The sequence below is a fragment of the uncultured Rothia sp. genome, from assembly GCF_963555405.1.
Lineage (GTDB): Bacteria > Actinomycetota > Actinomycetes > Actinomycetales > Micrococcaceae > Rothia.
Map to the genome: position 1 here is coordinate 109440 of NZ_CAUVVO010000004.1, position 14927 is coordinate 124366.

Here is a 14927-nt window from a genome sequence, read left to right on the forward strand (position 1 = left end):
ACCCGCATCTGGTCGATTACTTTCTGATCAACCACTCAGACCGGACAGGTTTAGATAGCGCGGTTGAGCTATACAACGCGGTTGAAGAATCGCAGCATCTGCTGAACAATATCGGGGCTAAAACAGCGCGAATCCCCGTGTTCGGCATCCGGAACCAGCACCAAATCGGTAGGCACCTGCCGCGTGCGCAGCGCCTGATACACCCGCACCGATTGCTGGTACGGCACACACGAATCGCTAATACCGTGCACGAGCATCAGGGGAGTGGCATCGCCGCTGGCTCCCTGTGCAGAGGCACCTTCGATCTTATTCACTCGTTTCTGGGGGCGTACCGCATCAATAGGATGCGCACGCTCCCAGTTCTTTTGGGCGCGCTCAAGAGATACACCCGGAACCGCCCGCTCACCCGTGGAAGCATCGATAGTAGACATGTCTGCGGGGATCGGGTAGGTGCTTCCCAACAGTCGCCATTCAGCCCCGTCATCTTCGGGATGGTCGAGGGCGTAGCCAGCCAGAGGGCGATCGGTGAAGATGGTCCTCAAATCGCTGACCCCGTAAAACGACGCCCCCGCAGCCACCTGCGAACCATGGGACGGGTAGGCGCTTGCCGCCCTGCCTTCAAAGTATTCGTTGTGTTCGGGGGCGCTCCCATGATTTTCGGCGGCGGAATTCTCAACGGCGGAATCTCCCGTATGCGCAACCATCATGCTCAGGTGCCCGCCGGCACTTCCGCCCGCTACCGCAATGCGCTGCGGGTCAATGCCGAACTCGTGCGCGTGGGCGCGGAAGAAACGCACCGCCTCCTTCACATCGTGCAGGGCACCGGGGAAGAGCGCCTGATGCGAATACCGGTAGTTGATGGACGCAACCGCCCAGCCTGCCTGCTGAAAAGTGGCGCGCATGAGTGCCTGGGTGTTGGGCTGCTCCCCGTCAGAGGTGCGCAGGACGGTGTCTCGTAGTGCCTGGTTGGTGCCGAAGCGCCAGGCACCGCCGTGAACCCACACCAGCAGCGGCGCGGGGGAGGAGATATCCCCGGTTGCGGGGAAGAAATCGTAGGCGAACGCCTCGCGAGTTACCGGCGATTGCGCGCCGTAGTCGGGTAGTGAGTGGGCATCGTAAAAGCCCGCCTCGCGGTAAAAACCGGAGCGGTACTCGGTACTCTCAACGGTGGGTGTGCTCTCAACGGTCGGTGCGCCCTCATGGGTCAGCGCGCCCGCCACCTTCGGCGCGCTCTCAGCGTTCGACATGCCCTCAGAAGTCTGCATAAATCAGCTCCGCGCTAGGGAACCAGCACGATCTTGCCGCGGGTGCGCCCCGTCGCCACCAGGGCGTGAGCCTGCGCAGCCTGCGAGAAATCAAGTACCTGATCCACGTGCACCTTCAGCAGACCCAGGGACATGAGGCGGGCAATCTCCTGCATCTGCACACGGTCCGGGTGAACCGTCAGCCACTGCGCCTCAAAGCCGCGCTCACGCGCCACATCCAGCGGGTCGGGGCTGGTTAGAGTAACAATACGGCCGCCGGGGACCAGCACCTCCAGTGAATCGAGGAAGGTCTGCTTGCCGGTGGAATTGAGCACCACGTCCATGGTCTGGCCCAGTACGGCACGGAAATCCTCGGTGCGGTAATCAATGGGCTGGGCGCCCAGCGAGCGCACAAACTCGTGGTTCGCCTCGGAGGCGGTCGCAAAGACCTGAGCGCCAGCATGCGCCGCCAGCTGAACAGCGAGGTGGCCGACGCCTCCGGCACCGGCGTGAATGAGCACGCGCTCGCCTTCCTTCAGACGCGCCACCTCAAAGAGCGCCTGGTATGCGGTCAGTGCCGCCAGGGGAGCGCCACCCAACTGTGCGCAGGGAACATCGGCGGGCACCTTCACCAGCTGGTGCGCCGGGGCAAGCACATACTCGGCGTACGCACCTGCGGGGGCGGGGAAAGACACCAGACCAAATACACCGTCGCCCACCTTGAAACCCGTGTGGTCGCCAGCGGTGGCAACCACGGTGCCGGCAACATCCCAGCCGGGCACAAAGGGTTTGTACGACGGGTCAGCGAGCTGAGCGGCGGGACCCAGACCCTTGCGGGTGGTCAGGTCAATCGGGTTCACACCGGCGGCAACCGTCTTGATGAGCACGTGACCGCGCACCGGCGAGGGGATGGGCACGTTTGCTTCGTGCAGAACGTTTTCGTCGCCCCATTCGGTGAGCTGAATCTGGCGCATGGTGGTCACGGGTTTACCTCCGCTGTCGTGGCTTAAAGTTCGGGTTGAGTTGAACAGTGTGCGCGTTCCCCATTCTCTCAAGGGTGCGAGCGTTGCCACAACAGGGCGGCGGGTAGTGTCCACGCTCTGGTGGTTCTGCCCGGAATTGTGCACCGGGTATATAAAAAGGAGCCGACACCCGCTGTGCGAGTATCGGCTCCCGTGTTCCCTCTCGAATAAGAACATCGTGCCCCTGAAAGGATTCGAACCTTCGACCCCCAGTACCGGAAACTGGTGCTCTAATCCGCTGAGCTACAGAGGCAACCCCACCATGGTATCAGATATGCGCTAGATAATACGGTCAGGCACCCGCCAATGCTTGCTAGAATAGTTTGTTATGACTCCTGAAGAACTCTCTGAAGCCATTGCGCTTGCCCTTGAAGAAACCATTTCCTCCGGCCAGCTGACCCTCGTGGAGGGCGCTGAACTGCCCGCCGTCCGAGTGGAGCGCCCCAAGTCCCGCGAACACGGTGACTGGGCAACCAACGTCGCTCTGCAGCTCGCCAAGAAGGTGGGCAAGAACCCGCGTGAGGCAGCAGCTCTTCTGGCAGAGAAGATTGGTGCCATCCCCGGTGTTGCATCCGTTGACATTGCTGGCCCCGGCTTCCTGAACATCACCCTGGACGCCGCCGCAGCTGGTGAGCTTGCCGCCACCATCGTTGAGGCTGGCGAAGCATACGGCCGTAGCGACAAGTTCGCCGGTAAGACCATTAACCTTGAGTTCGTGTCCGCGAACCCGACCGGCCCCATCCACCTGGGCGGCACCCGCTGGGCAGCCGTCGGTGATGCGCTCGCCCGCGTCCTTGAGGCTGAGGGTGCTAACGTCGTGCGCGAGTACTACTTCAACGACCACGGCACCCAGATTGACCGTTTCGTGCGCTCCCTGATTGCCGCTGCCCGCGGTGAGGAGACCCCCGAGGACGGCTACGCCGGCGCGTACATTGTCGACATTAAGGACCAGATTCTGGCTCAGCGCCCCGACGCGCTTGATGCTGAGAACCCCGAAGAGATTTTCCGCGAAATCGGTACTCACCTGATGTTCGATCAGATTAAGGAGTCCCTGGCGGCATTCGGCACCCACTTCGACGTGTTCTTCCACGAGAACTCCGTGTTCGAAGGCGGCAAGGTGGACGCCCTGCTTGAGACCATGCGCGAGAACGGTCAGCTCTTCGAGGCTGACGGCGCGTGGTGGATGCGCACCACCGACTACGGCGACGATAAGGACCGCGTGGTCATCAAGTCTGACGGCAACCACGCCTACGTGGCGGGCGATATCGCCTACTACCAGGACAAGATGACCCGCGCCAAGAACCCCGCCGACGTGGCGATTTACATGCTCGGTGCGGACCACAACGGCTACGTGGGCCGTCTGAAGGCTATCGCCCAGATTCTCGGCTACCGCGCCGACCAGATTGAGGTCATGATTGGTCAGCTGGTGAACCTGGTCAAGGACGGCAAGCCTGTCCGCATGTCCAAGCGTGCCGGCACCGTGGTCACCCTTGAGGACCTGGTCGAGGCTGTGGGCGTTGACGCGGCTCGCTACGAGCTGACCCGCTACTCGGTGGACACCCCCATCGACATTGACCTGGGCCTGCTGACCTCCAAGAGCAACGAGAACCCGGTCTACTATGTGCAGTACGCTCACGCACGTACCGCCGCTGTGGCACGCAACGCCGCGGAGGCTGGCGTGAAGGTCGAGGACGGCGTGGACACCTCCCTGCTCGACTCGGCTGCTGACGGTGAGCTGCTGGCTGTACTCGGCCAGTTCCCCGCTGCCGTGCGTGACGCCGCGAAGTTCTACGAGCCGCACCGCGTGAACCGCTACCTGGAGCAGCTCGCTTCGGCGTACCACAGCTGGTACGGCGTCTCCCGCGTGGCCCCCAAGGCGGATGAAGAGGTCACCGACCTGCACCGCACCCGCCTGCTGCTGAATAACGCGGCACAGCAGGTGCTGGCGAACGGCCTGAACCTGCTGGGTGTGAGCGCACCCGAGCGCATGTAATACCCCTCGATTCAACCCCCGACCCGGTGCTACCGGGGCGGGGGTTGAACGTATGCCCACAAAGATAGCTAAGAAAGAGACACGATGAGCGAAGCCCGCGCCCTCTACGCCCCCGAATGGCTCACCTACCCCGAGCACCCCGAAGCCCTGTCCCGCACCATCTGGACTGATTCCTTCACCCGCAATGAGCAGGGTGAGCTCTGCATTGATGGCGTGACCGTCAGCGACCTGGTTGATGAGCACGAAACCCCGCAGTACGTCTTCTCCGAGACGACCTTCCGCGCCCGCGCCCGCGCCTACCGCACCGCTTTTGAGCAGGCTTTCGCCACGCACGGTGCGAAGGTGAGCGTCTACTACGCCGGCAAGTCCTTCCTATCCACCGCTGTAGCGCGCTGGGCGACCGAGGAGGGGCTGTACCTGGATACCGCCTCCGGTGGTGAGCTGGCGTTGGCTCTGCGCGCGCAGGTGCCGGGCGCGAACATCGCCCTGCACGGTAATAACAAGTCGGAGGCTGAGATTGCCCGCGCGATCCGTAACGGCCTGGGCCGCGTGGTGGTCGATTCGGTGGATGAGCTCAAGCTCATTGAGCGGGTGTACGCCGAGCTTGCCGCCGAGCGTGTGGCGGAGGGCGAGGAGCCTTACGCCCCGGTTCCGGTGCTGATTCGCATCACCCCCGGTGTGCATGCCTCGACCCACGAGTCCATTGCGACCGCGCACGAGGACCAGAAGTTCGGTATGTCCCTGCAACCCGGTACCGCTGCGCTCGCAGGCCTGGAGGAGGCAGAGCTGGAGCACTGGGGCGTGGAGGCCTCCGACTCCTACGCCGCGCTGGCGGCGGCAATCCTGAACGCGACCGACTCCCTGGATTTTCGCGGTATTCACTGCCACATCGGTTCGCAGATTTTTGAGGCGGAGGGCTTCGAACAGGCGGCAACCACCGCCCTAGAGTTCATGAACCGCCTCAACCGCGAGCTGGGTGTGATCCTGCCGGAGCTGGATCTGGGAGGCGGTTACGGTATCGGCTACACCGAGGCGGATCACCCCCGTTCCATTACCGAGGTGACCGAGTCGATTGCGGCTTCCGTCGCGGCGACCTGCGAGCGTCTGGGCATGGCGATTCCGCACATGTCGTTCGAGCCGGGCCGTTCGATTTCTGGTCCTTCGGGTGCGACCCTGTACACGGTCGGCACCATCAAGAACGTGAGCATTGAGGACGAAAACGGCGAGATTCGCGTGCGCCGTTACGTCTCGGTGGACGGCGGCATGAGCGATAACGCCCGCCCGGTGCTGTACGAATCGGACTACTCGGCAACCCTGGCGAACCGCACCCCGGCGGGGGAGCAGGTGCTCTGCCGCGTGGTGGGTAAGCACTGCGAATCCGGCGATGTGGTGGTGCGCTACTGCTACCTGCCGGCGGACCTGCAGGCGGGCGATATTCTGGCGGTTCCGGCGACGGGCGCGTACTGCTACGTGCTGGGGTCGAACTACAACTTCCTGACCCGCCCGCCGGTGATTGCGACCGCTGAGGGTCAGCCTTCGCGCGTGATGATTCGCCGCCAGCGCGAGGAAGATATGCTGGCGCTGGATATGGGCTCGGATATCTAAAGTTCCGCCCCAGATGCTATGAAACCGTGAAGTTCCCGTCTCAGCCGTACACGCCGCGAGGCGGCGGTTGTAGGCGGGGCTTCACGGTTTTGCGTGTTCAAAAGTCTGCAGACAATAAGGTTCACCTCATCACTGTGAGGGATACCTCATCTCAGAGAGTAAAAGTCGCAGCTTGAGGCTGCTGAGCCGTCCCCGGCTCTTGATAAAGTGGTTGTTGAGTGCGTGCTCTGCACCGCATCCACGCCTAGCCCGAAGATATACCGGGGCGAACCCGGAACAGACCGTAGAAAGAGACTATCGTGGCTGAAAAGATCAAAGTAGCACTGCTTGGTGCCGGTAATGTCGGTTCCCAGGCTGCTCGCATCCTGGTCGAGGATAACGCCGTCCTTGAGAAGCGCATTGGCGCCCCCGTGGAGTTGATCGGTATTGCTGTGCGCGATACTAATGCATCCCGCCACTGGAATGCGGACCCCTCGCTGTACACTACCGACGCTGAATCCCTGATCGATGCGGCGGATGTGGTCATCGAGCTGACCGGCGGTATTGAGCCGGCGCGCACCCGCATTCTGCGTGCTCTGAAGGCGGGTAAGTCCGTGGTCTCCGGTAACAAGGCGCTGCTGGCTAAGCACGGTGTGGAGTTGCAGGCTGCCGCTGATGAGTCCGGCGCTCAGCTCTCTTACGAGGCTGCTGTTGCGGGTGCTATCCCGATTCTGCGCCCCCTGCGTGACTCCCTGGCAGGTGACCGTGTGACCCGCGTTCTGGGCATCATGAACGGCACCACCAACTATATCCTTGACCAGATGGACACCACCGGCGCATCCTTCGCGGACGCACTGGCTGAGGCTCAGAAGCTCGGCTACGCGGAGGCTGACCCGACCGCTGACGTTGAGGGCCACGATGCCGCGTCGAAGGCTGCGATTGTTGCTTCGCTGGCGTTCCACTCTGACTTCACCATCGATGATGTGCACACTGAAGGCATTACCTCCATCACCGCTGATGATGTTGCGGCTGCGGATGCTGATGGTTACGTCATCAAGCTGCTGGCTATCTGTGAGCGTGAGGGTGAGAACGGCGCGAACATTCGTGTGAACCCGACCCTGATTCCGCGTCAGCACCCGCTGGCTGGTGTGCACGGTGCGTTCAACGCTGTGTTCGTTGAGGCGGAGAACGCTGGCGAGCTGATGTTCTACGGTCCCGGTGCGGGTGGCGCTCCGACTGCTTCGGCTGTTCTGGGTGACTTTGTGTCTTTGGCTCGTCGCCTGGTGCTGGGCGGTCCCGGTGTTCCGGAGACTTCTCACGCTCAGTTGCACGCAACTAGCCTGGACAACGTGATTTCTCGCTACTCGGTGGGTGTTCTGGTGGAGGACCGTCTGGGCGTTCTGGCGAATATTACCCGTATCCTTGCCGAGCACGGTATTTCGGTGGATTCGCTGCGCCAGTCCACCCCGAAGGAGGGCGCGGCTCAGATTCGTATGGTGACTCACTCGGCGAAGGATTCTGATCTGCGCCGTGCGATTGCTGTGATTGATGCTCTGGACACTGTGCGTGAGGTGAACTCGGTCATCCGCGTGGAGTCCGAGAAGCACTAAGGCTCAAAAGCGTTATCTATGTGCGGCACGCGCCGCTCACTAAACCTGCGATGTCTGCTTGCGGGCGCATCGCTCACTAACTAACCCGCGTACCCGCTACCGCGCCGAACCTATGGGAGGTTCGGCGGGCGGGGCGCCAAGATTGAAGGAGAAGCCAATGGCACACGTGTGGCAGGGCGTTATCAATGAGTACCGTGACCGTCTGCCCTTCGCAGATGATGTGAAGGCTGTGACCCTGGGTGAGGGTGGTACCCCGCTGATTCACGCGCCGGCACTGTCTGCTGAGACCGGTAACACTGTGTACCTGAAGTTTGAGGGTATGAACCCGACCGGTTCGTTCAAGGACCGCGGTATGACCAGCGCGATGACCGCCGCTAAGCGTGACGGTGCGAAGGCTGTTGTGTGTGCTTCGACCGGTAACACTTCTGCGTCGGCTGCTGCGTACGCTCTGCAGGCTGGTATGCGCTGTGCAGTGCTGGTTCCGGACGGCAAGATTTCTATGGGTAAGCTGTCTCAGGCGATTGCTCACGGTGCTGACATCATTCAGATTGACGGCAACTTCGACAACTGCCTGGAGATTGCTCGCAAGCTTAGTGAGAACTACCCGGTGTTCCTGGTGAACTCGGTGAACCCCTACCGTATTGAGGGTCAGAAGACCGGTTCGTTCGAGGTTGTTGACACCCTGGGTGACGCTCCCGATTACCACCTGCTGCCGGTTGGCAACGCGGGTAACATCACTGCGTACTGGAAGGGCTACAAGGAGTACTCGGAGCCTTACACCAACCGTGACGGTAAGGTTCTGGAACCGGTTGCGACCAAGCGTCCGATTATGTGGGGCTTCCAGGCTGCTGGCGCTGCACCGATTGTTGCTGGCCACCCGATTGAGGCTCCTGAGACCATTGCGACCGCTATCCGTATCGGTAACCCCGCGTCGTGGGAGAAGGCTGAAGCTGCTCGTGACGAGTCCGGCGGCGTGATTGAGGCTGTCACCGATGAGGAGATTCTGGAGGCGCACCGCTGGCTGTCTGCCCGCGAGGGTGTCTTCGTGGAGCCGGCTTCGGCTGCTGGCGTTGCGGGTCTGCTGAAGAAGCACCGCGCCGGTGAAGCTCCCGAGGGTAAGACCATCGTCATCACCGTGACCGGTCACGGTCTGAAGGACCCGCAGTGGGCTCTTGAGGCTGTGAACGGCGTGAAGGTTGAGCCGACTAAGGCTCCCTTCGACGTGGTTGCTGTGGCAGATATTCTCGATTTGCACTAGCCTATTCATACTACGTTGTGCACTCCGTCCCGGTTTTCGGGGCGGGGTGCACCTGCATGACAGCCCTTTTTGTATCTTTCACCTATTCACTCATTACGTCACCGATCGCGAGGTTCTTCTCATGTCTTCCCTGCATATTTCTGATATTCCGGTGGGCGCGTCCGTTAAGGTTCGTGTGCCCGCTACGAGCGCTAACCTGGGTCCCGGCTATGACAGCATGGGTTTGGGTCTTGGCTTCTATGATGAGCTGGTTGTTGAGCGTATTGAGTCTGGCCTGGAGTTTGAGCTCAGCGGTGAGGGCAGCGCGGATGTTCCTCGCGATGAGAGCCACCTGGTTTTGCAGGCGATGAAGGCTGGTTTCGCGGCGGCTGGTTTGGCTGAGCTGCCTGCTGTGAAGCTGATTGCTGATAATAAGATTCCGCATTCTCGCGGTATGGGTTCTTCGGCGTCGGCTATTGTGGCGGGTGTGGCTGCGGCGAGCGGCCTGCTGCCGGAAGAGCACCGTCTGAGCCGTGAGCAGATGCTGCAGGTCGCCTCCGATATGGAGGGCCACCCGGATAACGTGGCTCCGGCGATTTACGGCAACCTGTCGGTGTCTTGGGGTGAGCTGGGTCATTGGAAGTCCCTGATTATTCCGGTGCATCCTGATGTTCACCCGGTGGTGGCTGTGCCCGATTATGAGGTGTCGACGAAGCTTGCTCGTTCGCTGATTCCCGCACAGATGCCCCACGTTGAGGCAGTAGCAAACTCGGCTCGTGCGGCGCTGCTGGTGCGCACTCTTTCTGATGCTCCCGAGCACCTGATGGATGCGACCGTGGATTACCTGCATCAGGGTTACCGCGTGACTGCGATGGAGCCGTCGGCTGCGCTGGTGGCGTACCTGCGCGGTCAGGGTTTTGCGGCGGTAATTTCTGGCGCCGGTCCGACCGTTTTGACCTTTGCGCACGGCGATGAGCAGGTGCGACAGGTTCAGGAGGCGATTGCCGAGTTTGAAGCGACCCACCCCTGCAGCGCTATCGCGGATCGCCGCCTGAACTGGCGGGTTCTTCCCCTTGAAATTGATACTGAAGGTGTTATAGTTACTCAGTAGGACGTTATTAGTTCGTCCTATGTTGAGGTTCGCCCGTCGTTCAATGTAGACCGTCGATACTATCCTTCGTAACGTACTTCCGTTTCCCCTTATGCCTCAGGTGCTTTTGGTATCTGGGTGGGAGCCGGTAGGGTTCGGGGGAGTGCCTTTGGAATCCACGTCTTTCTTTGTTTCTGACGCATAGGGGAAGACTTTTCTGGGGGTTCGGTTTCGCGGCGGGGGCCCTTTCAAAGTGACCAATCCATCCTCTTCATCTCGTGCAGATGGTTCTTATAGATGATGGTTTGGGCTTGCCCACATTTGTGATAGAGCGCCTTATCTTCCGTGTGTGCCCGCTGTGTCTGAATCAGCGGGTACGGTAAGAGACGCGAACCGCCTCCAGCGCGGTTCGAGGGAGTCGAAGGTGCAGACTGCTGTTTTCTTTCGGCAGTGTCTAAACCTTTGACCGCGCTATAGCGCCCGCCCGATCTTTATTCTGAAGATTTTCAGGGCTTATAACCAAAGGAATTGTAGTTGGCAAAGAATATTGTTGTCACCGATGAGTACGGTACGGCCGCTGCCGCACCGGAACTTGCAAACTTGAAGGTCGCGCAGCTGCGTGTCCTCGCCCAGCAGCTTGGTATCCGCGGCTACCTGAAGTTGAAGAAGGCTGAGCTGGTTCAGGCTCTTGAGGAGCATCAGCGTGGCGGCGCCGTAGCCGCTTCTACTGCGCCCAAGTCTGAAGCACCTAAGGCTGAATCCCCCAAGTCTGAAGCACCCGCTGAGGCTACCGCTGAATCTGCTGATGCCCCCGCTGCTGAGAAGGCTGAGGAGTCTAAGCCTCGCCGTACCCGCCGCACCCGCGCCCAGAAGGACGCCGAGGCTAAGGCTGAGAAGGCTGCTGAGAAGACCGAGAACGCTGAGGCTACTGAAGCCCCCGCTGAGGCTGCTGAGAAGAGCGAGAAGGCTGAGAAGCGTACCCGTTCTTCCCGCTATGAGACTCCCGCTCAGAAGCGTGCCCGCGCTCGCCGTGCCGCTGAGGGTGAGGACGCATCGGCTGAGAAGTCCGAGAAGACTGAGAATAACGAGAAGCCGGAGAAGCGTACCCGCCGCACCCGCACCCGTAAGGACGAGAAGCCCGCTGAGCTTCCCCCGCTGGATGTGCGCGCTGAGCTGGCTGCTGAGCGTATTGGTGAGCGTTCGGAGCAGGTTGACCTGCCCGGTAACTCGGCTGAGCTGAAGGCTGCTACCGCTGATGGCACCGCTAGCCTGGACAGCCTGAACGCTGCCCTGGACATGACTTTTGGCACCCCCGATGGTGAGAAGAGCTCGAAGCGTACTCGTACCCGTGAGCGTCGCCGCGACCAGGACGGCGAGCGTACTGAGCGCCGTTCCAAGCGTGACCGTCAGGCTGAGCGTGCAGAGCGCAATGCTGAGCGTAGCGAACGTGCCGAGCGTAAGGCTGCTGAGCGTGCAGAACGCGCAGAGCGTGCCGAGCGTACTGAGCGCCGTTCCAAGCGTGACCGTCAGGCCGAGCGTGCTGAGAAGCAGGCTCGCCGCCGCGAGGAGAACGAGCCTCGCCTGAGCGAAGACGATGTGCTGGCACCGATTTCGGGTGTGCTGGACATCCTCGATAACTACGCTTTCGTGCGTACCACCGGCTACCTGCCCGGCACCAATGACGTGTACGTTTCCCTGGCTCAGGTGAAGAAGTACAACCTGCGTAAGGGTGACCACGTGCTCGGTGCGATTCGCGTGCCGCGCGAGGGCGAGTCGAACAACCGCCAGCGTTTCAACGCACTGGTTCAGGTTGAGGCGATTAACGGTCAGAGCGTTGAGGAAGCAGCTAACCGCCGCGTGTTCTCCAAGCTGACTCCGCTGTACCCCAAGGAGCGTCTGCGCCTGGAGACCACCCCGAAGAAGCTGGGTACCCGCGTGGTTGACCTGGTGTCCCCGATCGGTAAGGGCCAGCGTGGTCTGATCGTGTCCCCGCCGAAGGCGGGTAAGACCCTCATGCTGCAGTCCATTGCGAACGCGATTACTGTGAATAACCCGGACGTGTACCTGATGATGGTCCTGGTGGATGAGCGTCCTGAAGAAGTGACCGATATGCAGCGCACCGTCAAGGGTGAGGTTATTGCCTCGACCTTCGACCGCCCCGCTGAGGATCACACCACTGTTGCTGAGCTGGCTATTGAGCGTGCAAAGCGTATGGTGGAGCTCGGCTACGATGTGGTCGTGCTGCTGGACTCCATGACCCGCCTGGGCCGCGCATACAACCTGGCTGCTCCCGCTTCCGGTCGTATCCTGTCCGGTGGTGTGGATTCTGCTGCACTGTACCCGCCGAAGAAGTTCTTCGGTGCTGCCCGCAACATTGAAGAGGGCGGCTCGCTGACCATTCTGGCTACCGCTCTGGTTGAGACCGGCTCGAAGATGGACGAAGTGATCTTCGAAGAGTTCAAGGGCACCGGTAACATGGAGCTGCGCCTGTCCCGTCAGCTGGCGGATAAGCGTATCTTCCCGGCGGTTGATATTAATGCTTCTGGCACTCGCCGCGAGGAGAACCTGCTCTCCCCGGATGAGATCAAGATTATGTGGGGTCTGCGCCGTGCCCTGGCGGGTATGGAGCCCGAGCAGGCTCTGGGCGTTCTGACCAACCAGCTGCGTAAGACTGAAAGCAACGTGGAGTTCCTTCTGACGGTTCAGAAGAACGGTCTGCGTCTGGTCGACTAAGGCTCGTATCTCACGCGCCCCACCTCCTGATTGCAGGTGGGGCGCGTGAGACGTTCGTTTTGTGCATCCCACCGTGAGGGGTGCGAGTTGTCTAGTGCCTGCCCGTGCGGCGTAAAGTGCGGGAGATGGAAGAGAGAACAGAATGTTTGAATCTATTCAGGTTCTGCTGGATGAGCACGCTGACCTGCAGAATCAGCTGGCGGACCCCGCCGTGCAGGCGAACCAGGGTAAGGCACGCCGTGTGGGCCGCCGATACGCGGAGCTGACCGGTATTGTGACTGCCTACAACAAGTACACTTCGCTGAAGGACGACCTTGAGGCTGCTCGCGAGATGGCTGATGAGGATCCGGACTTCGCGGCTGAGATTCCCGGTCTGGAGGAGGAGCTGGAGGTTGCTCAGGAGAAGCTGCGCCGCCTGCTGATTCCGCGTGACCCGGATGATGGCCGTAACGTCATTCTTGAGGTGAAGGCTGGTGCCGGTGGTGACGAGGCGGCTCTGTTCGCTGGTGACCTGCTGCGCATGTACATGCGTTACGCTGAGAACAAGGGTTGGAAGACTGAGATTATTTCGTCGACCAGCACCGATGTTGGCGGTTACAAGGATGCCCAGATTGCTATTAAGGGTTCCTCGAATGAGCCTGCTGAGGGCGTGTGGGCGCACCTGAAGTACGAGGGCGGCGTGCACCGTGTGCAGCGTGTTCCGGCGACTGAGTCTCAGGGTCGTATTCACACCTCCGCGGCTGGTGTTCTGGTGTTCCCCGAGGTGGACGAGCCCGAGGAAATCGAGATTAACCAGAACGACCTGAAGATTGACGTGTACCGTTCTTCGGGCCCCGGTGGTCAGTCGGTGAACACCACCGACTCGGCGGTGCGTATTACCCACCTTCCGACCGGTATTGTGGTGGCGATGCAGAATGAGAAGTCTCAGCTGCAGAACCGTGAAGCTGCGATGCGTGTGCTGCGTGCGCGACTGCTGGCTCACCAGCAGGAGCAGATTGACGCTGAGAACGCGGCACACCGTGCTTCGCAGGTGCGTACCATGGACCGTTCGGAGCGTATCCGTACCTACAACTTCCCGGAGAACCGCATTGCGGATCACCGTACCGGCTACAAGGCGTACAACCTGGACGCTGTGCTGAATGGTGACCTGGAGCCTGTGGTTCAGTCCGCTATTGAGATGGATGAGGCGCACCGCCTCGCTCAGGTGGGCCAGGAACAGAAGTAGTTCCGTGCAGAAGTAACCCTGTACAGAAGTAGTTCTGTGCAGACGTAGGTTCTGTATATAGACTCTTGCCGATTCGCTGAATCGACGTGAGATGTTGGTGAGGGGCTCGCCGCTACGGCGGTGGAGCCCCTTAGCCATATGCTGTGACAGGTTTTGAGCTGTTGAGAGAGCGTAAGGAGAGCTCATGAAGGTGAACGTGCACGACCCGCGCGGGGAAGAACTCGCGCAGGTACTCACGCGCGCCACTGCGGCACTGGCGCAGGTGCCCAGCCCCCGCGTCGACGCCGAGCTACTCGCAGCGCACCTGCTCTACGACGGCTCACGCTCGCGCCTACAGCACGCCGCGCTCATGGGGGAGCGGATCACCCCCGACCAGGTTGCAGAGTACGAGGCGCTGGTCGCCCGCCGCGCCCGCCGCGAACCGCTACAACACATCACCGGCTCCGCTCCCTTCTACCGCCTAGAACTGGCAGTCGGACCGGGCGTGTTCGTACCCCGCCCCGAGACGGAGCTACTCGTCGAAGAAGCCCTCAAAGTGCTGAGCACACGCGCTGATTCGGCGACCGGCGGGCTACGCATCGTCGACCTGTGCACCGGCTCCGGGGCTATCGCCGCGGCAGCCAAGAGCGAACTGCCGAACGCGCAGGTGTTCGCGGTGGAACTCTCCGAAGATGCCATCCCCTACACCCGCAAGAACCTGGAGCCGCTCGGCGTGCACCTGGTTCAGGGGGACGCCCTCACCGCCCTGTCCGAGCTCGCCGGAACCTTCGACGCGGTACTCTCCAACCCTCCGTACATTCCGTCGGCGAACGTGCCCGCCGACCCGGAGGCCGCCCTGCACGACCCGGAGATGGCGCTGTACGGCGGGGGAGCGGACGGCATGCAGATGCCCTCCGCTATCGCGACCCGCGCCTTCGAGCTTCTAGCCCCCGGCGGCCTGTTCGTCATGGAGCACGACGACACCCAGGAAGAAGCCGTTGCCGAACTCTTGGCACGTCTCGGCTTTGAGGGCTGCTACCCGGTGCGTGACCTGAATAATCGCCCGCGGCATAGCGTCGGTTATAAACCGCACCCACTAGAGCCTTTAAACTAGTAGATGCACCACCTCGCCCGTGCCGGGCTGCGTGAAGGCAACGCGTCCGCCTCCGCAGCAGGCTCAGAGCCGGCGAAATATGGTGAACGCTCGGAA

10 protein-coding genes and 1 tRNA gene are annotated in these 14927 nt (G+C 61.3%); 8 read left to right on the top strand and 3 right to left on the bottom strand.

The window, feature by feature from the left end:
* Positions 1-68: 68 nt before the first annotated feature.
* From RWL87_RS04325 to RWL87_RS04335, 3 genes are all read right to left on the bottom strand, one after another.
* Positions 69-1265, bottom strand: a complete 1197-nt coding sequence (locus RWL87_RS04325; RefSeq protein WP_313969033.1) for an alpha/beta hydrolase — start codon at positions 1263-1265, stop codon at positions 69-71.
* Between the two features lie 14 nt (positions 1266-1279).
* Entirely contained in the window at positions 1280-2227 is a 948-nt protein-coding gene (locus RWL87_RS04330; protein ID WP_313969034.1) for an NADP-dependent oxidoreductase, read from the bottom strand.
* 218 nt (positions 2228-2445) lie between these two features.
* A tRNA-Arg gene (locus RWL87_RS04335) sits at positions 2446-2519 on the bottom strand.
* Between the two features lie 75 nt (positions 2520-2594).
* On the opposite strand from RWL87_RS04335, the gene argS reads away from it, so the two are divergent.
* From argS to prmC, 8 genes are all read left to right on the top strand, one after another.
* Positions 2595-4259 (top strand): arginine--tRNA ligase, encoded by a 1665-nt coding sequence (gene argS, locus RWL87_RS04340; protein WP_313969035.1) that lies wholly within the window; start codon positions 2595-2597, stop codon positions 4257-4259.
* Between the two features lie 84 nt (positions 4260-4343).
* Positions 4344-5864: a diaminopimelate decarboxylase gene (locus RWL87_RS04345; protein ID WP_313969036.1), complete on the top strand. Its 1521-nt coding sequence runs from the start codon at positions 4344-4346 to the stop codon at positions 5862-5864.
* Between the two features lie 299 nt (positions 5865-6163).
* A complete protein-coding gene (locus RWL87_RS04350) occupies positions 6164-7453 on the top strand; it encodes a homoserine dehydrogenase (RefSeq protein WP_049337337.1) in 1290 nt (429 codons plus the stop codon).
* A gap of 157 nt (positions 7454-7610) precedes the next feature.
* Positions 7611-8711 carry a threonine synthase gene (thrC, locus tag RWL87_RS04355; RefSeq protein WP_070616551.1) on the top strand — a complete coding sequence of 367 codons (1101 nt, stop codon included), beginning with the start codon at positions 7611-7613 and terminating at the stop codon, positions 8709-8711.
* Between the two features lie 121 nt (positions 8712-8832).
* Positions 8833-9801, top strand: coding sequence for a homoserine kinase (gene thrB / locus RWL87_RS04360; RefSeq protein ID WP_313969037.1), 969 nt, complete (start codon positions 8833-8835; stop codon positions 9799-9801).
* Positions 9802-10314: 513 nt separating this feature from the next.
* A complete protein-coding gene (gene rho, locus RWL87_RS04365; protein WP_313969038.1) occupies positions 10315-12513 on the top strand; it encodes a transcription termination factor Rho in 2199 nt (732 codons plus the stop codon).
* A 142-nt stretch (positions 12514-12655) separates the two neighbouring features.
* The gene (gene prfA / locus RWL87_RS04370; protein WP_049337341.1) at positions 12656-13738 is read left to right on the top strand and encodes a peptide chain release factor 1; all 1083 of its coding nucleotides are present in this window, start codon (positions 12656-12658) and stop codon (positions 13736-13738) included.
* 184 nt (positions 13739-13922) lie between these two features.
* Entirely contained in the window at positions 13923-14831 is a 909-nt protein-coding gene (gene prmC, locus RWL87_RS04375) for a peptide chain release factor N(5)-glutamine methyltransferase (RefSeq protein ID WP_313969039.1), read from the top strand.
* The last annotated feature ends 96 nt before the right edge of the window (positions 14832-14927 follow it).

Bases quoted from the DNA above. Each gene is read 5' to 3' on its own strand.
- RWL87_RS04345 (WP_313969036.1), top strand. From the start codon at position 4,344: ATGAGCGAAGCCCGCGCCCTCTACGCCCCCGAATGGCTCACCTACCCC.
- argS (WP_313969035.1), top strand. From the start codon at position 2,595: ATGACTCCTGAAGAACTCTCTGAAGCCATTGCGCTTGCCCTTGAAGAA.
- RWL87_RS04325 (WP_313969033.1), bottom strand. From the start codon at position 1,265: ATGCAGACTTCTGAGGGCATGTCGAACGCTGAGAGCGCGCCGAAGGTG.
- thrC (WP_070616551.1), top strand. From the start codon at position 7,611: ATGGCACACGTGTGGCAGGGCGTTATCAATGAGTACCGTGACCGTCTG.
- thrB (WP_313969037.1), top strand. From the start codon at position 8,833: ATGTCTTCCCTGCATATTTCTGATATTCCGGTGGGCGCGTCCGTTAAG.
- prmC (WP_313969039.1), top strand. From the start codon at position 13,923: ATGAAGGTGAACGTGCACGACCCGCGCGGGGAAGAACTCGCGCAGGTA.
- prfA (WP_049337341.1), top strand. From the start codon at position 12,656: ATGTTTGAATCTATTCAGGTTCTGCTGGATGAGCACGCTGACCTGCAG.